This window comes from Chitinophagaceae bacterium, from assembly GCA_016713085.1.
Lineage (GTDB): Bacteria > Bacteroidota > Bacteroidia > Chitinophagales > Chitinophagaceae > Lacibacter.
This window is the reverse complement of sequence record JADJPV010000001.1, coordinates 2,551,567-2,575,668: the sequence shown is the minus strand read 5'-3', so window position 1 is coordinate 2,575,668 and position 24,102 is coordinate 2,551,567. Positions and strand designations below refer to the sequence as shown.

General features: G+C 40.0%; 22 protein-coding genes, 1 tRNA gene and 4 pseudogenes. 9 read left to right on the top strand and 18 right to left on the bottom strand.

The window, feature by feature from the left end; all coding sequences use genetic code 11:
- Window positions 1-973 precede the first annotated feature (973 nt).
- Window positions 974-1,321 carry a hypothetical protein gene (locus IPK31_12450; GenBank protein ID MBK8088682.1) on the top strand — a complete coding sequence of 116 codons (348 nt, stop codon included), beginning with the start codon at window positions 974-976 and terminating at the stop codon, window positions 1,319-1,321.
- 55 nt (window positions 1,322-1,376) lie between these two features.
- Here IPK31_12450 and IPK31_12445 read toward each other — a convergent pair whose 3' ends face one another.
- From IPK31_12445 to IPK31_12420, 6 genes and pseudogenes are all read right to left on the bottom strand, one after another.
- On the bottom strand, window positions 1,377-1,679 hold the full coding sequence (locus IPK31_12445) for a hypothetical protein (GenBank protein MBK8088681.1): 303 nt from the start codon (window positions 1,677-1,679) through the stop codon (window positions 1,377-1,379).
- Window positions 1,633-2,289: a hypothetical protein gene (locus tag IPK31_12440; protein MBK8088680.1), complete on the bottom strand. Its 657-nt coding sequence runs from the start codon at window positions 2,287-2,289 to the stop codon at window positions 1,633-1,635. Before IPK31_12440 ends, IPK31_12445 begins: the two co-directional genes overlap by 47 nt.
- 199 nt (window positions 2,290-2,488) lie before the next feature.
- Window positions 2,489-3,526 carry a hypothetical protein gene (locus IPK31_12435; GenBank protein ID MBK8088679.1) on the bottom strand — a complete coding sequence of 346 codons (1,038 nt, stop codon included), beginning with the start codon at window positions 3,524-3,526 and terminating at the stop codon, window positions 2,489-2,491.
- Window positions 3,507-4,466, bottom strand: coding sequence for a DUF2723 domain-containing protein (locus IPK31_12430; protein MBK8088678.1), 960 nt, complete (start codon window positions 4,464-4,466; stop codon window positions 3,507-3,509). The genes IPK31_12435 and IPK31_12430 overlap by 20 nt, the downstream gene beginning before the upstream one ends.
- A gap of 350 nt (window positions 4,467-4,816) precedes the next feature.
- A complete protein-coding gene (locus IPK31_12425; GenBank protein MBK8088677.1) occupies window positions 4,817-5,563 on the bottom strand; it encodes an SAM-dependent chlorinase/fluorinase in 747 nt (248 codons plus the stop codon).
- 130 nt (window positions 5,564-5,693) lie between these two features.
- Window positions 5,694-6,498 (bottom strand): annotated as a pseudogene (locus IPK31_12420) (SDR family oxidoreductase).
- Between the two features lie 146 nt (window positions 6,499-6,644).
- On the opposite strand from IPK31_12420, the gene IPK31_12415 reads away from it, so the two are divergent.
- Window positions 6,645-6,717, top strand: a tRNA-Lys gene (locus tag IPK31_12415).
- 69 nt (window positions 6,718-6,786) lie between these two features.
- On the opposite strand, the gene IPK31_12410 is transcribed toward IPK31_12415, so the two are convergent.
- From IPK31_12410 to IPK31_12385, 6 genes and pseudogenes are all read right to left on the bottom strand, one after another.
- Window positions 6,787-7,725 (bottom strand): hypothetical protein, encoded by a 939-nt coding sequence (locus IPK31_12410; GenBank protein MBK8088676.1) that lies wholly within the window; start codon window positions 7,723-7,725, stop codon window positions 6,787-6,789.
- Window positions 7,674-8,264, bottom strand: a complete 591-nt coding sequence (locus tag IPK31_12405) for a glycosyltransferase family 39 protein (protein ID MBK8088675.1) — start codon at window positions 8,262-8,264, stop codon at window positions 7,674-7,676. Before IPK31_12405 ends, IPK31_12410 begins: the two co-directional genes overlap by 52 nt.
- Before the next feature lie 143 nt (window positions 8,265-8,407).
- Complete coding sequence (locus tag IPK31_12400) at window positions 8,408-8,761, bottom strand: hypothetical protein (protein MBK8088674.1); 354 nt, start codon at window positions 8,759-8,761, stop codon at window positions 8,408-8,410.
- 173 nt (window positions 8,762-8,934) lie between these two features.
- A pseudogene (plsX, locus tag IPK31_12395) lies at window positions 8,935-9,872 on the bottom strand (phosphate acyltransferase PlsX).
- A gap of 19 nt (window positions 9,873-9,891) precedes the next feature.
- Entirely contained in the window at window positions 9,892-10,086 is a 195-nt protein-coding gene (rpmF, locus tag IPK31_12390; protein MBK8088673.1) for a 50S ribosomal protein L32, read from the bottom strand.
- Between the two features lie 12 nt (window positions 10,087-10,098).
- Window positions 10,099-10,638 carry a DUF177 domain-containing protein gene (locus tag IPK31_12385; protein MBK8088672.1) on the bottom strand — a complete coding sequence of 180 codons (540 nt, stop codon included), beginning with the start codon at window positions 10,636-10,638 and terminating at the stop codon, window positions 10,099-10,101.
- Between the two features lie 307 nt (window positions 10,639-10,945).
- Between IPK31_12385 and IPK31_12380 the strand changes: the two genes are divergently transcribed.
- From IPK31_12380 to IPK31_12370, 3 genes are read left to right on the top strand one after another with little or no spacing between them, the layout of a single operon-like run.
- Window positions 10,946-11,851 carry a DUF3810 domain-containing protein gene (locus IPK31_12380; protein MBK8088671.1) on the top strand — a complete coding sequence of 302 codons (906 nt, stop codon included), beginning with the start codon at window positions 10,946-10,948 and terminating at the stop codon, window positions 11,849-11,851.
- Entirely contained in the window at window positions 11,824-12,057 is a 234-nt protein-coding gene (locus IPK31_12375) for a DUF3810 family protein (protein ID MBK8088670.1), read from the top strand. The genes IPK31_12380 and IPK31_12375 overlap by 28 nt, the downstream gene beginning before the upstream one ends.
- 36 nt (window positions 12,058-12,093) lie before the next feature.
- Window positions 12,094-13,203: a DUF2891 domain-containing protein gene (locus IPK31_12370; protein MBK8088669.1), complete on the top strand. Its 1,110-nt coding sequence runs from the start codon at window positions 12,094-12,096 to the stop codon at window positions 13,201-13,203.
- Window positions 13,204-13,207: 4 nt separating this feature from the next.
- Here IPK31_12370 and IPK31_12365 read toward each other — a convergent pair whose 3' ends face one another.
- Window positions 13,208-13,744: a dCTP deaminase gene (locus IPK31_12365; GenBank protein MBK8088668.1), complete on the bottom strand. Its 537-nt coding sequence runs from the start codon at window positions 13,742-13,744 to the stop codon at window positions 13,208-13,210.
- A 53-nt stretch (window positions 13,745-13,797) separates the two neighbouring features.
- Here IPK31_12365 and IPK31_12360 point away from each other — a divergent pair, with 53 nt between their 5' ends.
- Window positions 13,798-14,427: a 4'-phosphopantetheinyl transferase superfamily protein gene (locus tag IPK31_12360; protein MBK8088667.1), complete on the top strand. Its 630-nt coding sequence runs from the start codon at window positions 13,798-13,800 to the stop codon at window positions 14,425-14,427.
- An 80-nt stretch (window positions 14,428-14,507) separates the two neighbouring features.
- On the opposite strand, the pseudogene murB reads toward IPK31_12360, so the two are convergent.
- A pseudogene (gene murB / locus IPK31_12355) lies at window positions 14,508-15,526 on the bottom strand (UDP-N-acetylmuramate dehydrogenase).
- Between the two features lie 22 nt (window positions 15,527-15,548).
- On the opposite strand from murB, the gene IPK31_12350 reads away from it, so the two are divergent.
- The 3 genes from IPK31_12350 to IPK31_12340 all read left to right on the top strand — a co-directional run bounded on the left by IPK31_12350 (window position 15,549) and on the right by IPK31_12340 (window position 17,246).
- Entirely contained in the window at window positions 15,549-16,196 is a 648-nt protein-coding gene (locus tag IPK31_12350; GenBank protein MBK8088666.1) for an NAD(P)H-binding protein, read from the top strand.
- A 205-nt stretch (window positions 16,197-16,401) separates the two neighbouring features.
- Window positions 16,402-16,710, top strand: a complete 309-nt coding sequence (locus IPK31_12345; GenBank protein MBK8088665.1) for a hypothetical protein — start codon at window positions 16,402-16,404, stop codon at window positions 16,708-16,710.
- An 89-nt stretch (window positions 16,711-16,799) separates the two neighbouring features.
- Window positions 16,800-17,246: a tail fiber domain-containing protein gene (locus IPK31_12340; GenBank protein ID MBK8088664.1), complete on the top strand. Its 447-nt coding sequence runs from the start codon at window positions 16,800-16,802 to the stop codon at window positions 17,244-17,246.
- Window positions 17,247-17,884: 638 nt separating this feature from the next.
- Here IPK31_12340 and priA read toward each other — a convergent pair.
- The 4 genes and pseudogenes from priA to IPK31_12320 form a co-directional block, all read right to left on the bottom strand.
- Window positions 17,885-20,396: pseudogene (gene priA / locus IPK31_12335) on the bottom strand (primosomal protein N').
- Window positions 20,397-20,452: 56 nt separating this feature from the next.
- Window positions 20,453-21,283: a 1-acyl-sn-glycerol-3-phosphate acyltransferase gene (locus tag IPK31_12330; GenBank protein MBK8088663.1), complete on the bottom strand. Its 831-nt coding sequence runs from the start codon at window positions 21,281-21,283 to the stop codon at window positions 20,453-20,455.
- 288 nt (window positions 21,284-21,571) lie between these two features.
- Window positions 21,572-22,033, bottom strand: a complete 462-nt coding sequence (locus tag IPK31_12325; GenBank protein ID MBK8088662.1) for a DUF4258 domain-containing protein — start codon at window positions 22,031-22,033, stop codon at window positions 21,572-21,574.
- A 54-nt stretch (window positions 22,034-22,087) separates the two neighbouring features.
- Window positions 22,088-24,091, bottom strand: a complete 2,004-nt coding sequence (locus IPK31_12320; protein ID MBK8088661.1) for a DEAD/DEAH box helicase — start codon at window positions 24,089-24,091, stop codon at window positions 22,088-22,090.
- Window positions 24,092-24,102: the final 11 nt, after the last annotated feature.

Below are 24,102 nucleotides of genomic sequence, written 5' to 3'. Positions count from 1 at the left end.
ATCATGGAGTGAAATGTCAATCATCAACACGGTTGAAGTCTGCGTTTGAAATCTGTTTCTCTTATCTCCAAATCATCTTTCACGCATCTGAAAACTGTCGATGCCGTGGTTGATCTTGTGCATTACGGATGGAATTGGTAAAGATCAATCTGCTCCAGTGTATCACCAAACTGAAAGGTCCTTGTTTCAGGGATTGATCTCATCGCCATGCCCGGCTTAAGGTTTGATGATTTCTTTTTTTTTTTTTCAGCTTCCCGAAATTTCTTCCTAACGATTGCTTGCGTATTGTCTGCTCAGTTTTGGAAGTAATTTTAAATTCACCGTTACTTTGTTTTCATCGAGATAACCTTTTTCTTTCAGCTCCTCAATAAAATCCCCAATACCGTATTCATCGTTGGTCAATTGAAATTTGCGATCCAGCTGGTTGGACCAATCGCGGCTTCGGTAGCATCACCGCTGGTATAAGTAAGCAATTGGGTAAACAGATCGAGCAATTGCTCAAACTTGGTTTTTTGCCCGTTTTGCGAGGATCATATTTGGAAAAGAAATGGCCGATCATAATCAACTATCAATTTACTTTAATTTCTGCTAACAGCGTTTAGCATGCCGTTAGTTGATGAACAACAAATACCGGGCCCAAAAGGTTCTTGACAGTGTTTCGATGATTTCTTATTTTACCGTCAGAAGAAATACATATCCATGCGAAAATTCACCCATTTGTCATTCTCAGTCTTGTTGGTATTGCTCTATTCAGCTCCTGCAAAAGCCCTGAGCTGCTGCTGAAAAAGGAGGCAAAGTTGAAACACTGAACCTGGAGCTCGACTTACGGATCATACAGGATTTTGAATACAAACAGGAAATTCTGAAAAGATGACAAAGTTTGTGGAGGTTTATAACAGCGAAACACATCCATTCAAACTCTCACTAAACAGCGGGTGTACAAACCACGAGTTGCCAGGTAAAATTGGTAATGGTGAGAATTTGTTCATACAAAACAGAATATGTTAGGTACGGTTGTAACAGCAGCCGGCATTGGAACAACAACCGCTTTGATTGTTACCGGATTTGTAGTCCATTTGGATGGGTGTATATTCCCAGTGCAAGAACAACCATGACTCCTACACTCAGCAAAGACATCAGCGATGTAGAAAACTTTCAACGGGTAGGTATTTCATCTGTTGGCATGTACAGAAAAATGAACAAACAGATTGAAAAACAAAGTACCAAGTTTGTAAAATATATGGTGTCAGTTGTGCAAACAATTGAAGGGAATACAAAGCAAACAACAAGCAATAAAAAAAGCCGGGAAGACGGGAAATAGTATTAAACTTCTCTCCGCCTCACCGGCAATTTATTAAGAGCGAAACGCTGCTGCTTTATTTCTGTGTATCAGGCTTGTTCTTGATCGTTTGCGGAACTTCTTTGTTAGCCGGTATTGTATCCGATCCCGGTTTCACTCCCTGTACATATTCTTTTAATGCATTATCAATACCCTGCACCAATTGTTTGGCCATCTGATATTCATACTCTGATGGTGTTCTTGTATCGCCATCTGAAACAGATTCGTAAAACGCCATTTGCTGTTCACAATCTTTCTTCACCTGTTCCATAATGCGCTTGCCCATTTCTGTATCACCTGCCTGGAAAGCCGTCATGGCAAAATAGAAACTCTTTTTCATCGTATGAGTCGTTACCATAACGGGAAGCCATACCGTAAGGCATATTTTTCGATTTCATTAACTGATCACAACGCTGCAATACTTTCTTCGCATCTTCTTTACGACCCGCTGCAATTAAATTCATTGCAAGAATGGTATGTGCATTACGGATGTTCAATAAATGCCTGCGGTTTTCTTCATCAAAATAAACTCCTTCTTTATCTGCACTGCCATACTTGAATTTATTCATCACCTTATCATACATCCAGTCCATATTTACAGTACCTCTTGCATTGGCAACAGGAACAAGACGATAGGTTAACCCATCCTGACGCAGATAATCATCAAATCCCATCTGCAAAGGCTGTGTGAAGTAAATAGGGCGCTTCCATTTATTGGCTGCAATAACATTCATAATTGCCGCATCATTTTTAAACAGGTAACCTTTTGAAATCTGGAACCTTACTTCTTTTACCACACTGTCTTTTGCTGTAACGGTTCCGTTCTGCCGTACCACATTTTCATCAACCGGAACAATAACACGGTTAACAGGGAAATAATTCAGCAATTCACCACTTTGTACCCTGTACATTTTATTTTCTGCATCACTGCCTGCCTGGTCTTTCATCATGTTATACAGGTCAACATAAGAAGTATCGGTTTGAGAAACAGGGATATGATAAACAATATTCCCTTATCGCCTGCAATCTGTTCTTCATTCAGATCACATCAATCGGGTCGCTTTGATTTACTTTATAACGGGTTGGTTAATGTACCAGTCAGTACCTAATAAGCTTGATCGGTGATCACGAATATCAGGACGGATCCTTTTACTTCCTGCGCATACCATAATGGATGGTATCGTTATCGCCAACCGTAAACAAGATAGCATTGGGAGCACGGCTTTCGAGGTGATCAGCAGCCAGATCAGGAGCCAGTGTTTTTTTTACTGCGGTCGCGGTCATCCCATTCCTGTGTAGCCGTAACAATGGTACAGCAACAAAACATAAAAGCAGCTGCTGCATATGAACCCGCAACGCCTTTAATAACTTTTCAAACATTTCTTTTACCAGGAAATATCCAAGACCAATCCACACAGCAAAAGCATAGAAACTTCCTACATAAGCATAGTCCCTTTCACGTGGCTGAGGGCCCGCCTGGTTAAGGTATAAGACAATTGCAAATCCGGTTGATAAAAACAGCAGGCCAACAATCAGTCCATCACGCTTGTGTTTGCTGAGTTGCTGAATTAATCCAAACAATCCAAGTAAGAAAGGAAGGAAGAATAAAGTATTGTTTGCCTTGTTATTTTTCAAACTGTCGGGCATCAGTTTCTGATTACCCAATCGGGCATTATCTAAAAATGAAATGCCGCTGATCCAGTTACCATTTCTTCTTTCACCCACTCCCTGCACATCATTTTGTTTACCGGCAAAATTCCACATGAAATAACGTCCGTACATAATACCAATCTGGTATTTAAAGAAGAATTTAAAGTTATCGGCCATGTCAGGATCACGTTCGTAAGAAATTTTTCCTGTTTGTTTATCCTGCATTTTTCCAATGCCAAGGAACTGTGCATAGTAATCAGCATGTCCCTGATCATTACTTGCATCCCATACACGTGGAAACACCATTGTTTGCTCAGGAGGATATACAGCTTTTCGTTTTGTACCAACAACCTCATACTTATCACCTACACGCTGATACACTTCGCCCACATCTTCATAATTCGCTTCTGCTGTAAATACCTGGCCTTTTAATAATGGTATATCGCCATACTGCTCACGACTGAGATAACTTACCAATGAAGTAGGATTGTTTACATCATTCATATCAACAGCAGGATCAGCATTGGAGCGGATCATATGGTAGTAACATAAGTTGAGTATCAATAAGCATAAAAGCAAAACTCCACAAACCTAAACGCAGAAAGCGCCAGTGATTTGTTTGTGCCCATCTTAAGCCAAACCAGATAAGTGCTGCTACTGCTGCAAAGAAGAAAATAAATCCTGAGAAGAATGGCAGGCCAAAGCTGTTTACAAATAAACGGTCGAACCAGCCTGCAGAAGCAATGCTCCATTGAATAACTGCCACCTGTATTACACCTAATATTCCTACACCCACTGCCAGGGCAACAATTCCACCGGTCCATGTTGGTTTATACCTGCGGAAATAATACACCATTACTATTGCAGGAATGGTTAAGAGGTTCAGTAAGTGAACACCGATACTTAATCCCATGAGGAAGAAAATCAACACAATCCAACGTTCTGCATGTGTGCGCTTCATGTCATCATCACCTGCTTTTGAATCTTCATGCTCCCATTTCAGGATGGCCCAGAAAACAATAGCGGTAAAGAAAGAAGACAATGCATATACTTCACCTTCAACAGCACTGAACCAGAATGAATCACTGAATGTATAAGCTAAAGCACCAATAACACCAGCAGCCATAATGCTGAACAACTGGTTTCCCTGAAGCTCTTCATTTTCTTTCTGCACAAGTCTTCTTCCAAAATGCGTAATGGTCCAGACCAGGACCATAATGGTGAAACCACTTGCCAAAGCTGACATCAGGTTTACACCAACCGCCGCATCATTAGGCGTAAAGAGTGTAAACAATCTTCCCATTAAAATAAATAAGGGGGCACCGGGCGGATGAGGAACACCTAATTTATAGGCAGTGGAAACAAATTCACCACAATCCCATAAACTGCCGGAAGGCTCCATGGTTAAGATATAAATGGCACATGCAAAGAGGCCTACTATCCAGCCTGTAATGTTGTTGAGCTTTTGGAAATTCATAAAAAGCGTTGGTTTAAAAACCCGGTTTAATGCGGGCGGGCAAAATAAGGAGATGAGGGTACGTAAGCATCTTTTAACAGCCTTTAATATTAATGGTGATTGTATTTAACTGGCGGTATAAACATGGAATTTGATCGCACTTGTACTGCAAATTTACTGGCAACATTTCTGGCCTCTCCCTCTTATCCCTCTCCAGAGAGAGGGACGGTACTGCATTGCTTTTATAAACAATTTGTTCTTACACGTCAGCAATACAATAGAACTTATCGTTAGTGATGCCAGAAACAATTTATATAAATTTATAAGAGCAAGGGCTGTGCTCAGCAGTTCTCCCCTTCGGTTCCTGGCGACTATTCGGGGTTTTTTTCAGACGGACAGTTTGACAAACGGCTCTGTTTTTTCAAGCCAAAAAGTCCGGCAGCATTTCCTTTGTTGATGGCAATTTCAAGATACCCGGCTGAGTTGAAAAGAGCCAGTTTCTCCCCTTCATTTACATCAGCATAGGTTTCACTGAAACGGTCAATCACTTCATCCCGTTTAAATACAATTTTAAAACGGCGGCCCTTGCGTTGCGCTTCAAACTCATCCTGTGTAATGTTCACAATTACATTTTCGAAATGATCGATGGAGATGATCTGACCTTCCATGTACTGGTTGGTAGTCATGGGCCGTAACGGATTTCTTACCTGGATAGAAATTGAATCATCACCAATCTCTTTTAATTTCTTGCCAGCAGCCACCTGTTGAATAGCTCTTGCAAATACTTCTGTACAGGCCAGTGTATGGCGGGCTGAAGATTTATCAAGCTGCAGTGCAACAACTTCCTGCGGCGGTTCTTCCAGTATCATGGTGATGAGACCATTATCAGCAATACAGAAGTACTGATCATTGTGAAGTGCCATCAGCAAATGATCGGGTTTGTATTGAAACATGTTCACCAATACAAGATGAAAGGTACCGGCTGGAAATTGTCTGGTAGCATTTCTCACCACATATGCTGCCTGTGGATCATTGAACGGAGAAAGATGATGTGAAATATCAATCAGCTGAAAAGAAGAATCCTGTCTTAATAAAACGCCCTTTACTGCCCCGGCCAGGTAGTCCTGTTCTCAATATCTGATGTGAGGGTTAGTAGCGGCATGGTTAGTAATGGGAAATTAAAAATAAAGAATTATAAATGTAAAACGATCTGAAGCAAATACTTCCATTATCAATGACTCTTCATTTTTATTTTATAAGCTTCCCTTCCTTAAAGAAAAATTTATGAATGTAGAGGTCCGCTAATCGTGGAAAAAACTTACTCATAAACACAGTTGCCTTTCCGGTAAGTGTTAAAACAACAGAACGTTTCCGTTTCACCACTGCGTAAATAATATGCCTGGCACATTCTTCAGCACTCATGAGTTTGGATTCATCCATGGGTGTTTCACCAATTGGGTTTCCTTCAGCATTCAATGCAACAGTTCTGATATTAGTGGCAATAAACCCTGGTGACACCCATAATACATTTACCCCATGCTGAAACATTTCATCCCGTAAAGCTTCCAGCCAACCCTGCATCGCAAACTTCGATGCAGAATATGCACTGCGACCAGGAATACCCCTGTTGCCAACAATGGAAGAAATACCGACAACAGTTCCTTTATGTTCAATAATGGATGGTAACGCAAATTTTGTACAGTAAACCGTTCCCCAGAAATTCACATCCATCAGCCTCTTAAAGGCGCTGATTTCAGCATCATTGATCAATGCACGCATTGAAAGTCCGGCATTATTAATGAGAATATCTATACCGCCAAATGTCTTAATGGTTGAGTTGATAAAATCCCGGCAGTCAGATTCACTGCTTACATCAGCAACTACTACATGCAATGGTTGCCCGGGGAACTGTGTTTGCAGATGATACAGTTTATCATGTTTACGGCCACAGGTAGCTACTTTTGCCCCTTTATTCAGCATCATTTCCACCATTGCTCTTCCAATACCCTCACTCCCCTCCTGTAATAACCACCACCTTATTTTTAAAATCCATTCTGATCTGTTTTTTGCAAAAATACGGCAGCTGTACTCAATTCAATTGTTTACTCACATGATTGTAAAAAGTATTTTTTTTAAAACTTGGGAGCAAAACCGAATTACCCTATTTTTGCACTCCCAAAAAACAGAACTATTTTGGACGATTCCGTAGCTCAGTTGGTAGAGCACGACACTTTTAATGTTGGGGTCCTGGGTTCGAGTCCCAGCGGGATCACAAAAATGTAAAAAGCCCTTAAGTTTAAGCTTAAGGGCTTTTTGTTGACTCATCAGACCTGCACAAACCTTATTCTTCTTTTAGTTTAAAAACCTTAACCGAACCACATTCCACTATTAAATGATCAATACTTTTTTGAACTTCAGGGTTGTCATCCACGTTCCTGCAGTCTGAGTACATGTATCTGTATCCTTTCTTAACCAGATCCCTGATCCATGCTCCAGACAGATTTTCATCATTAAAGATGGCTCCCTGCTTATCAACCTGGTAAGAAAAAATATAGCCTGACACATCGTTTAAAATAATACATTTTGAATCAGTCGGAACAGCTTTTTTTAATTCTTTCCGGTAAATAAAAACATCAGGATTGAAATAAGATTTTCTCACATTCCAGTAATTATTCACTGCCAGAAAAGCAAAAAAAGGCAGGAGAATCAGCAGCCCAACTGTTGCAAAGCGTGTAAATCTGCTTACCATAAGCAGCATTTTAATACCATATGCAACAATAAGAAACAGCGGGGGTAAGAAAGGCAGCATGTAGTAGTCGTGAATAATATCAATCATATTATACTCTAAAAGAAAGTACAGTATAACAGTCAGCCCGGCGGCAGCCAGTAAACTCCATTTTGCCTTAACATACACTTTGTTTTTGACCATAAAAAAACACCCAGCTAAAAAAAATGGAACAACTGCATAGTTGAGAAGGATCTTAGGAAGCAGCTCAAAAGCATGAAATTTAAATATCTCAATAGTGCGTTCAGTGGACACACTGTTAGAAAAAATTCCTTTTAACACTCCATTATCGCCCCATGAAGGAATGACCCATTTGTACCAGAAAAAAGCCGGAAGAAGAAAGGAAGTAAAAACAAATATCAGTGCAAAACATTTTCTCAGCGGTGCTATTCCCTTGCTTTGCAATTGCTGTAAAACATAAACAGCTGCCACTGAACCAAAAATTATAAATGGAAGTTTTGCAAGAGTGGCCAGTCCAAGAAAGAATGCGGCCAATAACAATGATATTGTATTCTGCCTGTCAAAGTAACTGAACAGAAAAACATATACCAAACAGTGCAGCAAAGTGCAAACACATCCGGCAGGGGGTTCATCGTATAATAATAAAACAAAGGGGAGAAATTAAACGCCCACGCACCCAATAAGGCAGTAAGATTATCTTTCAAAACAGCTTTCAGCAAAAAAAACATCCCGATTACACAGGCAATACCAATAAGGAACATTGATATTCTTGTTACTGATATTGATTCACCAAATATCTTCCCGGCCGCAGCGACCAGCCACTGCATAACAGGGAATTCAAACCGCTTGATATTGCTTTCACCAAAAACAAAATTATTACGGGGGTTCATTATATTAAAATCATAACGAACAAAATTCTGAATATTAATCTGGGTTTGAGATTGCCTCCATACATGCACGCCAATTAAATCAGTAGTGAATATCTGCCAGTGCATTGCAGTACTCACTAAACAGAGAAACAATATTGAAAAAAGCGGCTTTTGAGCAACGGTATCCTTAAGAGAGATATTCATTTACAGTAAGGGTTCTTTTTTTGCCAATGTAAATCAATGAGTTTACTTTATTTTATGCAGACCAGAAGCGTCATCAACTGAAGAATATCTGTACTTTGAAAAGTCAGCGTGCAATACTATTGGTGCAATTCAACAAAAAACAATCATCTTTTACCATCCTGCTGCTCAATTATAAAACCTGCTGCGGCGTTAATGAGTGAATCTAACGGAACCTCTTTTTCTTCGGATTCTTTCCTGAGGCTTCCGATCCATTCAGGTGTTTTTTGAATTTCCTGCTTAATTTCTTCGATCCTCTGAAACCTTGATTTCTTCCTGTTATCTTCCTGTTCAATCATAAAAACAGCAGCTTTCTTTACAAGCGAATCTAAAGACACTCCTTTTTCATTTGCCTCTTTTTTAAGCTGTGCTATCCATTCAGGAGTGTTTCTGATATTTTTCATCATATCCCCAATGCGTTCCTCTTTTGTTATTGGTGCATAGGGATCATTACAATTCAAAAAGACTATAGTTAAGATACTGTAAAATGCAAATTTGAATAAAAAAATGCAAAATGATTTTATTGTACGAACCGGACAGATTTGAGACACATGAAATAATCCAGACATAATACGATTCGTTTATTGTTACCAGACTGAATATTATAATTAATACCTCAAAAGAAAATTTAAACTTACTCCGTTACAAATTTTTCTTTCATCTTCTCCAGCAGTTTTGTTTCAATCATCTTGGCTGCAAGAAGGATCATATTCTTAAATGCTTTTGAAGTTGAAATACCATGCCCAACAATCACTGGTTTATCAACGCCAAGTACAGGAGTACCGCCATACATTTCAAAATCAAACCTCTTGAAGTAATCGTCTTCGTTCAGGTTGCGTGATTTAGCAATATCAAAAATTGATTCACCTAATTTCAAAATAATGTTGCCTGTAAAGCCATCGCATACCATCACATCTGCAGTACCCGTAAAAATGGCACGGCCTTCAATGTTACCGGTAAAATTAATCAGCTTACTTTCTTTCAGTAATTTATAACCTGCCTGTGCAAGCAGGCTTCCCTTCCCTTCTTCTTCACCAATATTAATCAGTGCAACTTCAGGGTTTTCTATTTCAAGAATGGTTTGTGCATAAATGCTTCCAAGTATTGCATTCTGTAACAGGTTTTCAGGTTTACAATCGGCCTGTAACCCTACATCCAGAATCAAACCATATCCACCCTGTACTTTTGGAATTACAGTTGCAATGGTTGGCCTCAACACACCTTCAATGGCACGGATGGTATAAAACACACCCACCATAACAGCCCCTGTGTTACCGGCACTGATAAAGGCATCAATCATTCCATTACCTAATAACTGGAGACCCATACTTACGGATGAGTTGGGTTTATCACGCAAAGCCCTTGTGGGCGATTCGTGCATATCAATCACTTCTGATGTATGCAAAAACGAAATATTGGAAGGAACCACAGAAAATGCTGACGCATAATCTCTTCATCTCCTATTAAAAGAAGTTGAATATCGGGGGCAGCATCCGCTAAAAACAAATCTACGCCCAACAGCGTCTGCTGAGGGGCGTAGTCGCCACCCATCATGTCAATTCCTATGACCATGGAGGGAAGTTATGAAAGCTTACGCTTTAAGAGGAGCTTTTTCTGCTACTAGTTTTCCTTTGTAGAAAAGTTTGCCTTCACTCACATGTGCACGATGACGTGGATGTGTTTCACCTGTTGTGCTGTCTTTTGTTAAAGTAACACTCACTGCCGTATAGTGTGTACGACGCTTCGCACTGCGTTGCTGCGAATGTCTGCGTTTGGGATTTGGCATGTCTTTTAATTTTTACTCGTTTCTAAATTTATCTAAATCTTTCCAGATCGTTGACTTGTTATCAGTTTTCTCAGGGTTTAACTGAGCCAGGCGTGCAAGCACATCTTTGTTACAATGTGATCCGCCCATTTCATCTTCTTTACACATTTTCTGTAAAGGAATGCTGAGGTTAATGAACTCATAGATCCAGTTCTTAACGTTCAAATGACTTTCGGTACGGGAGATATAAAATACATCCGGGCTCTCTTCTTCTTCATTCATTTTCTCCGGATCGTCCGTCATTTTCACCAGCATTTCAAATTCGTCCCACAGTTCTAATGGAAGGTCGTTACCGCAGCGGTCGCATTGAACGCCCACTGTACCACCTACCTCAAAGTTCAGCATCATAAAACCGGAATTTCTTTCCAGGTTCAGCTTTACGTTTGCTTTACAGTTTTTAAAGTCCTGTTTTCCGAATTCTTCAAAGAACCTGTCATCAATTTCAAACAGAAATTCATGGTTGCCGGGCTTTAAACCCACAAATGCTATTTCAAATTCCCGGCGGCTGCTCATATCACCCTATTTTAAAGAGTTTGCAAAGGTATCCGAAAATCAGTTCCCAGCCAAAGGAAAAATGGGTTTTATTTAGAAGCAGCAGGGTTCATGCCCTGTTCTGCTTCAGTTTCCCGCCCTTTGTTACTACTCCGCTGAGTACCAATGCCCGGCACAGTGCAAAGCTAACCGTTTTTCAGAAGTTCAGCCAAGCACAAAACCTTCGGGGTATTCACTTCGGTCGGGGCTATCGGCAACTGCTGTACAATTCTCAGCGAGCCGGCCCAGTTTCAATTTTCAAATTCTCCATTTGCCTTTAACTTTGAGTATGACCTACGGCCGACTGATGCGCATTTCATTTGTAACTGCTCTGTCCATCCTTGCCCTGTTTATCTTCTTTATTTCGGGCAATCACGACTGGATTGAGAAAAACTATGCATCCGGCTTTTTTCCGGCATTGGCATCTGTACTCAGGGTTTTGTTTGGCTGGCTCCCTTTCAGTTTAGGCGATATCATATATTCTATCGTTACTGTCAGCGTTTTGTGGCAGATCGGGAAATTTATTGTGCGTTTATTTCATAAAAAAGATAGCTGGAGGAAAAAACTCACTCCCCTTTTCACAGCGGGAATAATTCTCCTGTTTGTATATGTTTATTTCTATCTGTTCTGGGGATTAAATTACTACCGCAAGGGAATTGAATACCAGCTCGGCCTGCAAAACGCAAAATTTGAAAAGCAGCAGTTGATAGATCTCAACCAGGTATTGCTGGCGAAAGTAAATGCAACCAAAGAATCCTGTCTGCAGCATAAAGACACGGTAATGAGCCGTGACCGGATGTTTCAATCAGCAGTTGAAGGATATCAGCAACTTGAACAAAAGTTTTCGTTTATTCATTACAAACATGTTTCATTGAAGCCTTCTATGTTTGGAAGAATCGGAAATTATGTCGGCTTCCAGGGTTATTACAATCAATTTACCGGTGAAGGGCAGGTGAATGTGCAGATACCCAATTTTCTGCAGCCTTATGTTACAACGCATGAAATGGCCCACCAGGTTGGTTATGCCAGTGAAAGCGAAGCAAACCTTGTTGGTTTTCTCGCTGCCACTCATTCAAAAGATACATTGATGCAATACTCTGCTTATCTCGATATGTTTCTTTATTCATGGAATAATCTAAGAGCAGTTGATTCAACCATTGCAAAGATATCGGCAAGCAATTACATCCCGGAGTAAAGAGAGATTTTAAAACCTTTGCAGCTTCTGCAAAAGCACACCGCACTTTTTTACAGGACTGGACAGATGCATTTTATGATTTTTATCTGAAACAAAACCGTCAAAGAAAAGGAATCGGAAGCTATTCTGAAGTAACAGGATGGTTAATTGCGTACAAGCAAAAATTCGGGAGTTATAAACTGCTCTGCAAATTCAAAAGCTTTTAATACAATAAGTTTGAATAAGCATTAAATAATAAACACATGAAACTGATCCGCATACTATTCTCTTTCCTTCTCACTTTTTCAACTACGAATATTCATGCGCAGGTGAATGAGTTATTTATTATGAAGAAAGACAGCTCCGGTTTAATTCTTACAGAAAAAGGAGCTTCTCATCTTGCATCGCTGCCATTGAAATGTATTCAGCAGGAATTTCCCAATAAAACCAATCACACATCCGTTACCGACAGTGATCATGTGCTGAAGCCGCATGAACTGCATCCTTCTTTTTATGGTTGTCTCGACTGGCATTCCTGTGTTCACGGACATTGGATGTTGATCCGTTTGCTGAAACAATTCCCCAATCTGCCTGAAGCAGCACAGATCAGGAATATCATCAACCAAACCATTACTCAGCCAAACATTTTGCAGGAAGTAAAGTATTTTGATATACCACTTACCTCTGGATGGGAAAGGACTTATGGTTGGGCATGGTTACTGAAATTAGATGAAGAATTACTGGACTGGAATGATGCTGATGCACAGCGCTGGCATGCTTCGCTTCAACCGTTGACCAATAAAGTCATTGATCTGTGGATGAAATTTCTTCCCAAACAAACCTATCCCAACAGAACAGGCATTCATCCCAACACAGCATTCGGAATTGTATTTGCATTGGATTATGCAAGAGCAGTGAAGAACACTTCGTTTGAAAAAAGTATCATCAATGCTTCGCTGATGCTGTTTAAAAAAGATAAAAATGTTCCTGCTTCATGGGAACCAAACGGATCAGACTTCCTTTCTCCTTCGCTTGAAGTTGCAGACCTGATGAGAAGAGTATTGCCGAAGAAAGAATTTCTGCCCTGGTTTAACCAGTATATCACATTATCATCGTTAAAACATCTTACCATCCTTCCTGTTGTAAGCGACAGAAGCGATTACCAGATCGTTCATCTCGATGGATTAAGTTTCAGCCGAAGCTGGTGTATGAAAGGAATTGCCGGTTCATTGCCTGTGAATGATGCAAGACGAAAAATATTACTGCGTTCATCAGTAAATCATTTGGCAACTTCTTTACCCAACATTGTTAACGGGGGCTATGGCGGAGAACACTGGCTCGCCAGTTTTGCTTTGTATGCGTTGTTTCAGTAACTGATCAGAATTTATTCTTCCACATCATGCTTTCAACAGGTTTGTTGTGCTGCCCTGCATACTTCGCATTTTTCTTCTGATTGTACTTCACTTCAATTTCACCATCAACAGGGAAATAAATGAGCTGACCAATCGGCATTCCCTTGTACACTTTCACCGGTTGCTTTACGGAAATCTCCAGTGTCCAGTTACCGCAGAAACCCACATCACCCTTACCGGCTGTGGCATGGATGTCAATGCCCAAACGACCGGTTGATGATTTTCCTTCAAGGAAAGGAACATGTGCATGTGTTTCAGTATACTCCAATGTTACCCCGAGATAAAAGATATGCGGATACAATACAATCCCTTCGTCAGGAATTTCCATGTATTCAATTTCATTATGTTTCTTTGCATCAATCATATGATCCTTGTAAATGGCCAGTGTACTGCCCAAATGCACATCATAGCTGTTACTGCCTAAACATTCACGGTCGTAGGGAACAAGTTTAATGGTTCCTTTTTCTATTTCTTCCAGGATGCGTGAGTCAGAAAGGATCATAGTTATATTTGCTTAATTATTCAGTGCTGCAATGTAATTTCTAAATCACAGAGATGCCGCTCGTTTATCAACATACTATCAACAGCGCCACAAAAGTAGGGCTTTGGCATATTGAAGAAGGAGAAGATTTTTTCCTGGAAAGAGTGCCGTTAAAAAGAGATGTATCGCATCCGCATAAACGTTTGCAGCACCTGGCGGGCCGTTATTTGCTGCCAACCCTGTTTGAAGATTTTCCCTTATCAGAAATATTAATTGCTGATACAAGAAAACCTTTTTTGCCCGATGAGAAATATCATTTCTCTATTTCGCATTGCGGCAATTATGCAGCAGCAATTGTCAGTTCAAAACAACGGGTTGGTGTAGATATTGAACATCCTACGGATAAGATTTTCCGCATCAGTCATAAGTTTTTAACCGATGAAGAGAAGATGTTCCTCGATGAACAGATGAGTACGGCCCAGCTTCTGCAACTGGCCACTTTATTATGGAGTACCAAAGAATCGATGTTCAAATGGTTTGGTGATGGTGGTGTTGATTTTCGCCAGCACATGACTATTCAGAATATTGAAGGCAATGATGAAGAAGGAAAACTGATCTGCCAGTTTCAAAAATTTGATCCGCTTTCATTAACAGTGCATTACCGTTTTATGAAAGAACTGGTGATGAGTTGGGTGGTGAGTTGAGAAGAAAGCCGATAGCTGTTAGTGATTAGTCATTAGCCAACTTCTTTAACTATTATCGGCTACAGACTAATGACTACCGGCTATACTATATTCACTTCTCTCTCCAATTCCACTCCAAACTTTGTTTTCACACTTTGCAGAATCTCTTCGCTTAAATCAAAAATTTCTTTACCCGTTGCATGTCCGTAATTCACCAGCACCAATGCCTGTTTTGCATGACAGCCTGCATCGCCTTTTCTATATCCTTTCCAACCGCATTGTTCAATTAACCAACCGGCTGCCAGTTTCATAGTTCCATCTGCATTGGCATAAGCAGCAATTGAAGGGAATTCACTCAGCAGCTGATGATATTTTTCTTTGCTGACGGATGGATTCTTGAAAAAACTTCCTGCATTGCCAATCACTTTCGGGTCGGGCAATTTGGAAGAACGGATATTGATCACTGCCTGCGAAATACTTCGAACAGATAATTCTGTTACACCCATCTGTTCCAGTTCCTGGTTAATAGCACCATAACTGGTATTGAACAATGGTTGCTTCCGCAGCTTATAGGTTACATTCAGAATTACAAATTGGTTTTTATACTGACGTTTGAATACACTTTCACGGTAACCAAATGCACAGTCGCTGTTTGAAAACTTTACGACTGATTTATCATTGAGATGATAAGCTTCCAGTTCTTCAAACAGATCTTTTATTTCCACTCCATAGCACCGATATTCTGCATGGGGCTTGCCCCCATTACCGGAATCAAACTCAGGTTTTCTGCTCCACCCAAATTCTGCTGCACACAATACTGCACAAATGCATGCCAGTTGACACCTGCACCGGCCCGTAAGTAAACAAAGTCTTCATCTTCTTTTACCTGCTCAATTCCGCCAATCTCATTTTTCAATACAAATCCATCCACATCTTTGGTGAATAAAAGATTGCTGCCGCCGCCAAGAATCAACTTTTGAGCGTTGGGTGATAACTGCCTCGCATAGGCCAGAACTTCCTGCAGTTTTTGCAGCGAGGAAAAATCAGCAAACAATTTTGCCTTTACATCAATCCCGAATGTATTGTATTGCTGCAGTGAAATATTTTGATGAACTTGCATACAGCTGCAAAATAAACAATTTATGAACGGACAAACAGCAGTAGTTCTGGGAGCAACCGGTTTAGTCGGCTCTCATTTGCTGGAACAATTACTGAACGACGATGCTTTTACCAAAGTAAGAGTGCTGGTAAGAAGACCATTAGAACTTCAACATCCAAAGCTGGAAGTATGTATCACCGATTTCAGCAACTATACCGATTATCAAACAAAGCTCGGTACAGGCGACTGTATCTTCAGCTGCATCGGCACTACCAATGCCAATGTAAAAGGTGATAAAGCTTTGTACCGGACCATTGATTTTGATATCCCTGTGAATGCCGCAAGATTTGGCAAAGAAGCCGGTTTTCAGCAATACTTACTGGTTTCAGCTGCAGGTGCCGATTCAAAATCTTCGATCTTTTATTCAAGACTGAAAGGCGAAGTGGAAGAAGTAATTGCCACATACAAATACCACAGCTTTCATGTGTTTCGTCCTTCCTTTCTGTTAGGCAACCGGAAAGAGCAACGGACGGGAGAAAGCATCGGTAAGAAAGTATTTCAGTTTTTTTCTTTTTTAATTCCTTCAAAGTATAAAGGCATACAGGCTGCTGATGTGGCGAAGGCAATGATCAATGCAGCAAAGGAAGGAAAAGAGGGGGTGAAGGTTTATTATTACAGGGAGATGGTATGAACAAACTTTGGCAAAGTTTCATCAGTCTGCACTTATTTAATCATGCTTTTACAACTTTGCCAAAGTTAGCAGCTGGTAACAGAAAAGAACAAAGAGGTCATTTCATTTACAAAAAGGGTAATTCATAAATAAAGATTAAAAATTAACCCTGATTAATTTAAACAAACTGTTCAGCTTAAATTTGCACATCGAAAATAATTGACTGTTGACAAAGAAATTGCTTTCCATATTCCTGATCTTTCTATTTGCTTTAAACAGCATTTCAGTCGTTATTCCATTTACTGATTTGTCTGCTGACATTGAACTGCATATTAATACGGATGAAGAAGGCAGCAAACAACAGGAAGAACAAAAGGAGTCAGAATCAAAGGAACATTGTCAATTCTTTACTGCTGCTGCCAATTCTATTTCTACAGAATTAAGCGGGCAAAAAAGTAAACCGGCTTATCCTAATTCATCTTTTGCAGAGGAGGTCAACCTCTCCAATCCCACTCCTCCTCCCGAACAGGCGTAAACTCGAACCGTTTTCAATCACATCATCTTCTGTAATATCATTTGGCTGTTACAGGCAATCTGTTTATAAATCATTAAATATTATTTCACATGTCTATTTCTATAAAGCATTTTTCATTTGTTGCATTATCATTTTTTATTTCAACTGCTGTTTTTTCACAGGCACTGAACGATCAGCAGACAAAACTGAACATCAGTTCCATCAGCAACCCGGTTCATAAACTCACACAGTTAAAACCCATCAGCTTTGAATACAATACCAAACAATACAAACAGTTGAATCTGCAGGCAGGCAAACAATACGGTTTTCTATCCGAGAATATACAGACTGTGTTTCCTGAACTGGTGAAAGAAAAACGAATCCCTTATATGCTGGGAAAGAACAATTACAAAAATGCAACTATTTCAACCATCAATGAAACCAGCCTCATTCCTGTACTGGTGGCTTCCATCATTGAACAGCAGCAGCAAATCAATCAGCTGAAAACAGAAATTGAAGAGTTGAAAAATAAGAAAGGAGTTACGGCAATACGATAAACATAATAGAAAGTGCAGAGTTAGTATTCTGCACTTTTCTTTATTCTGAAATTAAATTGGAGAGAGTATTTTGTTGGTGACAACAAAAAGCGATTCTTACATTTTAATTAGTATTGCTATAGGTTAAGCATTGGACAAACCGTAAAACAAATTACTCAACTACTCAAAAGCAAAGCTCCTTTTTATATACGGCGCTCTCTGAGCCACCCTAGCATCCCATTGTGTAAATTAATCCTTTTATTCAAAACTATAAAGAGCCATATTTAGCCCTTCTTCTATAAAGTTGAAGAACTTTTTTATAAAAGCTTAAATACCTACTATAAGGATGTTCTTAAAGGAATAAGAGATGTTACAATAGCTAAAATAATGACATCTTACAAAAAACAACTAATTTTTGCAACAGACAGAACAGGTCAAAGATTTGTCTGGATAAACTGTATGTGTCAAGCTAACGATGATTATTGGAAAAAGGCATTTCCTTTTTGATCGAGGTGATTAATTATTTTCTAGCTCTTAAGATAAACTTAACTACGGGAGAATATTTTGATTTTATTGTCAACGGAAATGGATAAACACCCTTTCTTTCAATACTTACATTTTACCATAAAGTTTTGGGTATAATTCAATATCCCAAATAACTATACCTTATCCACATCCGCAATCATCACCACACTTTTAAACTTTGCATGATTATGTAAATGCACCGCCTGTGCCAGGATCATTTCTTTTGCCTGGTGAAGAAGATGCGCATCCTTGGGCAGTTTCAACACCAGCTCCATGAGATACTGATTGCGTATACGGTTCACCACCGGTTCTGCCGGACCAACCATATAATTCCCAAGCAAGGGTTTCATATTTTCAGCCACCATCTGTGAGGCAGCTTCCACCACTTCTTTAAACTTATGCCGGAAGGTTAACTGAATCAATCTTGAAAACGGCGGATAAAAAAACTGTCTTCTTCCATTGATCTCTTCTGCAAAAAAAGATTTGTAATCATGCGCCTTTACATATTTCAACACCGGGTGATTGATATTCGCCACCTGTATCAATACATTACCCAATGCATCTTTCCTTCCTGCTCTTCCACTCACCTGTTCCATTAACTGAAAGCCACGTTCATTCACCCGGAAATCAGCAAAGCTTAATAAACTGTCTGCATCGAGTATGCCAACAAGATTTACATGTTCAAAATCCAAACCCTTTACAACCATCTGTGTTCCCACCAGCACATCAATTTTGTGCTGTTCAAATTGCTGTATCAGCTGATCATGTGCCGTCTTACCACTCACCGTGTCATAATCCATTCTTGCAATCTTTGCTTTGGGAAATAATTCCTGTAACTGCTCTTCTACTTTTTCGGTTCCAAAATTCAGCTGCATAAAATCATGACTGCCGCAGGCTTCACAGGTTGTAAAAGTCGGATACACTGTTCCGCAGTAATGGCACTGCAGTTTATTCTTGAACTTATGAAAGGTTAAACTCACATCACAATAACGGCAATGCGGAATCCAGCCACAGGCTTTACAAACCTGGTGTGGTGTATACCCTCTCCTGTTCTGAAATAAAATAACCTGTTTATTTTGTTGCAATGATTCTTCAATTGCTTTCTGCAAAGCAGGAGCAATCATTACTTTTTCTTTTGTCTGTTTGAAGAGTGGTTTGGTATCAATCAATTCAATGGCTGGCAATTCGCCTTCACCATATCGTTCATTCAATTCAACCAAACCATATTTCTCCGTTTGGGTGTTATAATAGGTTTCAACACTTGGCGTGCCGCTTCCCAGTAATACCTTCGCTCCTGTTACATTAGCGTAATACACAGCTGCATCTCTTGCATGATAACGGGGAGCAGGTTGCTGCTGTTTGTAAGAACCATCATGTTCTTCATCACAAACAATCAAACCCAGGTCAGCAAAAGGGAAGAAACAGAGAACTTCTTGCACCCAGCACCACTTTCATTTCACCTGTTTTGATTTTGTTCCAGATCTCAATCCGTTCGTTCTGGTTAAACTTGCTGTGATAAATACCAATGTACCCGCCAAAATGTTTTTGCAGGCGGCGGATGATCTGTGCTGTTAATGCAATTTCAGGCAACAGGTACAATACCTGCTTTCCTTTTTTAATATACTCTTCAATGAGTTTGATATAGAGTAATGTCTTGCCACTTCCTGTTACACCATGCAGTAAGCAAACAGGTTTTGTTTCAAAACTCTTCCTGATTTAATCTATGGACTGCTGCTGTGCTTCTGTTAATTCAAAATCAATGGAAACATTTCTCGGCAGGTTTTGCAAACGGTCAACCGATCTTTTTTCTAAGAACAAAATATTTTTCTCAACCAATCCTTTGAGCTGTGCATCACTGGCGCCGCTTTTTTTCAGCAAAGCAGTTTTGCTTACCTCACCTTCTGTTTTGATGAGATGCAGATAGCTTAACAGCAATTCCATCTGCTTGGGTGCACGGCTCCAGTTGTTCAGCAAATCACTCAGCTGATCTTCATTATCATATTGCGGATTGAGTAAAACAAAGGTTTCCTTTTTAGCTGAGTAGGTTTCTTTCAATGATTCCCATACAAAGCAAACCCGCTTTTCAATCAACCGTTTTACGACAGGATATACATGCGATGTATCAAGGATCATCTGCACCTCCGGCAATTTCAATTCTTTGCGAATGAGCAATGCTTCAGCAACTAAATATTCATCATGATCCAGTGTAGAAAAATCTTCGCCTATTTCTTCATTAAACATGAGGATGGTTTCACTGCTCAGTTTAAAATGTGCTGGCAATGCAGCGGCCATTACTTCACCTTCGGAACATAAATAATAGTTGGCGATCCATTGCCACAACTTCAACTGCTGTTCATGTATGATAGGTTCAACATCCAGTACATTCAAAATTCCTTTCGGTTCAAATGCTGAGGGTTTGTTGTTGTGCAGACTTTTAATAACACCAGCATAACGTTTCTTTTTCAACTCCACTTCCACACGCACACCCACCCTTACCTGTTCCTGTAAACGTTCAGGAATGCTCCAGGTATAATTCCGGGGAAGAGCAAGTGGTATGATGATATCTGCGAAACCCCCGGCCCCTAAAGGGGAGCTCGACTCCACTGATTGATCAGAAAAAATATTATCAGCATTTTCAATGTTCATGAACCAATAAAATTAAGTAAGATAGTGAACACTTGGTGTGTGTATTTACTCCCCCTTCAGGGGGTTGGGGGGCTTGCAATCCAACTCGCCTTATACTCCACCAGTTTCTTCTCCATCACTTCATATACTTTTTGTTTGAGCTGATCAGCCGTGTAACCGACAGGAGAAATTTCTTCCAGATAAACCGTTCTTAATTTACCTGGAGTAAATGCAAAGATGCTGCTCCAGTGTAACCGTTTTACACTATCTAAATACAGCATTGGTTTGACAGGTGTTTGTGTTTCAACAGCCAGTCGAAAAGCGCCATCATAAAAATGAATCAACGGTTGATCTGTCATATTGAAAGTTCCTTCCGGTGCGATATAGATAGAAATTTCTTTGCTTAATACAGCTTTTAATGTCTTTACACTTCTTGCCCGGTTTTCTGCACTGCCTCTTGCAACCGGCACAACCGCTGCATTGTAAATGATTCCGAAGATGGGCACTTTCCCTGTTTCTGCTTTTCCTAAAATACGCAACGGACGTCGCACAGATTTCAGCATCTGCGGAATATCCATGTATGAATTATGATTACTTACAAAGATATATGGTTGATGTTCCCTGATTTCCTGTTCAACAATCCGCACATGATAAATACCCAGCAGGAACAACCACACATCTCCCCAGCCTCTTGCAATACCCATCACAATATTTCCACCCTTTATTTTTCCAAAGAACGAACCTGCAACAACAAAAGGAAAAACAAACAACATGATCACCACAAATAAAAGCATGGCGTAAATGGCGTAGATATATTGAAATGGCTTGAGAAGCCTCACCACCCAACCTCCTCTCCCAGGGAGAGGAGGCGGCACTGTATCTTTCTTATTAGCTTTTTGTTCTTCCATATCAACTTAAATTCTTTAATCGTCCATATCCAACACTCACCATTAATTAAACATTATAAGTTAGCTGGGCCAGTGTTGCAGCAGTTCCCGGCCTCTCCACCCTTCCTCCTCTCCGGAAGAGAGGAGGCGCACACACCTCTTTAAACAATTTTTTTTCTCTCCCCCTCCCCCTAAATTTTTTAATCCCCTTTTTCCCCCCCCCTACTCTTCTTTAACCTGTTCAAATAAGTTAGCTTAGTGCGGATGCAGTTCTCCCTCTTCGGGGGAGTTAGAGGGGGCCGTGCCGCTCTATTTACAACTCGGGCATTCCCAATCTTCATCCAAATCAATCACCGTTACAATAGTTAAATGCCTTTGTTTCGGTGCAACAATAATCCGCACATGCTGATTGTCTCTCGATGTATATCCTTCCAATGCATACTTCGGTCCCTGCACTGCATCCAGTTCACTCTTCTTATAATTCACTTCAGCTTTCCGTACAATTTCTTTCACTTCTTCCTGTGTAATATGTCTGCACTTCATACGGCAGCGTGCATGTTTTGTAAAATAAAAATCTGATTCAGGATCTCTGAAGACATCTAAATTACTTTTCTCGTTATCCGTTTTCGGTTCTGTGGGATTACGTACATCTTCCGTTTTCTTTTTTTCTTTTTGATTATCGGTTGTATTTTTTGTGCTGTTACAACGGCGGATCATGACCGCAGCCAGCAGCAAAACAATTAGTAAAATATATGGAAGCACTTTCTTCATAACTTCTGTTTGTCTTACAATAATATTGTTTTTTCCACCTGTTTGTAAAAATTTTTATTCAAGCAGGTAACGGATATCATCCAGCGTCAGACTTTTAACAAATCCTTCTTCAGCTGTAATCAGTTCTTCGGCTAATTTCTTTTTACCAGCCGCCATTTTCATGATCTTTTCTTCCACACTATTTTTACAGATCATGCGGTAGGCAAATACATGCGATTGCTGACCAATGCGGTGTGTACGGTCAATGGCCTGGCTTTCAACAGCTGTGTTCCACCATGGATCAAACAGAAAAACATAATCAGCTGCAGTTAGGTTAAGTCCGGCATTTCCTGCTTTTAAGCTCAGCAGAAAAACAGCCACCTCACTTTCTTCCTGTTGAAATTCTGCAACAAGCTCCTGCCGTAGTGAAACTTTTGTTTGTCCATCAAGACGGATGGTTTTAATTCCTTCTTTCTGTAAATCCCGTTCCAGTAAATCAAGCATGGAAGTAAACTGGCTGAACACAAGTGCCCTGTGTTGCGGAATAATTGTTTTCAGTTCATCAATCAGCAGTTTTGTTTTGATACTTTCATACGTAAAGATGTCTTCATCTTTCAGCAATTCAGAACTGTTGCAAACCTGACGCAGTTTCATCAAACCTGCAAGCACCGACATCTTTCCTTTATTCAATCCATGTTCATTGATTTCAAGCAATATATTGCTTCGTACATTTTCTTTGATGCTCTCATAAGCAGCCCGCTGATCAGTATCCATTTCACACCACAAAACCGATTCTGTTTTGGCCGGCAAATCCGGAGCTGCCTGCTCTTTTGTACGTCGTAATACAAATGGTTTAATGAGTTTTTGCAGAGCTGCGGCTTTTTCTTCATCAGCTTTTTGCTCAATGGGAATAGCATATTCTCTTCTGAAAAATTCACCTGCGCCTAATAAGCCCGGCAATAAAAAATGCATCTGGCTGTAGAGATCGCCTGTTCCGTTCATCACCGGTGTTCCGCTTAATGCAATACGTGTTTTTGCAATCAATTGCCACACTGCTTTTGTTACCTGCGCAGCCGGATTTTTGATGTGCTGACTTTCATCAACGACAACTGTATTCCACTGCAGCAACTGTAACCGTTCAATATCCTGCCGCAATGTACCATAACTGGTAATGACGATTTGTTGATTGGGCTGTTGTATTTCTTCTTCATCTCTTTCTGCTCCATGAAATACAATTGCTTTTACTGAAGGAGCAAATTTCTTTAACTCTTCCTGCCAGTTATATAACAAACTTGCAGGTGCTACAACCAAATGTTTTTCAAAAGGGTTTTCTTCAATCTGGTGCAGAAGAAAAGAAATTGTTTGAATTGTTTTTCCCAATCCCATATCATCCGCAAGACAGCCGCTTCCTCCAATCTCAGAAAGTAATCTTAACCATTCATATCCTTTTTGCTGATAAGGACGCAATTGCTCAACTGTTAATCCGGCAGGTAAGGGATATAATGGTTCTGTTTGTTTTTCCCATTGCTTCCATTTGCTGAACCATGCTGCACTGATATCTGTTTTAATCACTGCTGATCGTACTTCATCCGGTTTTGAATCCGTTGCTTCACTCATCAGCAACCATTTCGGCACCAGTAATTCTTCTTTACGGATCTTTCCATGCCTGATTAATAGCCCGTATTGCTTTAACCATTCTTCACCCAATACACCAAGACTTCCATCTTTCAGCATCACGGCTTTTTGTCCGTTCAGTAAACTCTTCTGCAAATAGGTAAGCGGTATAATTTCTTTATCAAACTTCACTGTCATTGATAAACAAATCCAGTTGCCTTCCACTTCCTGTTTGCTGATGACTGTTTCTGCTATATACTGTGAATAACGAAAATGCTTCATCAAATCAATTCCCAGCAAATCAATTCCCATCTCCAGTAAATGGTGATACACTTTCAGGAACCATCCTTTCTTTTGTGCATCTGCAAAGTTTAGATAAAAGAACCCATTCGTTTGATTGGTGAACTTTTCATGCAGTGAACGGAGAAACTCCACCAGCTCTTCTTCTTTTTGCTGATGACGCACAATGGAAATTG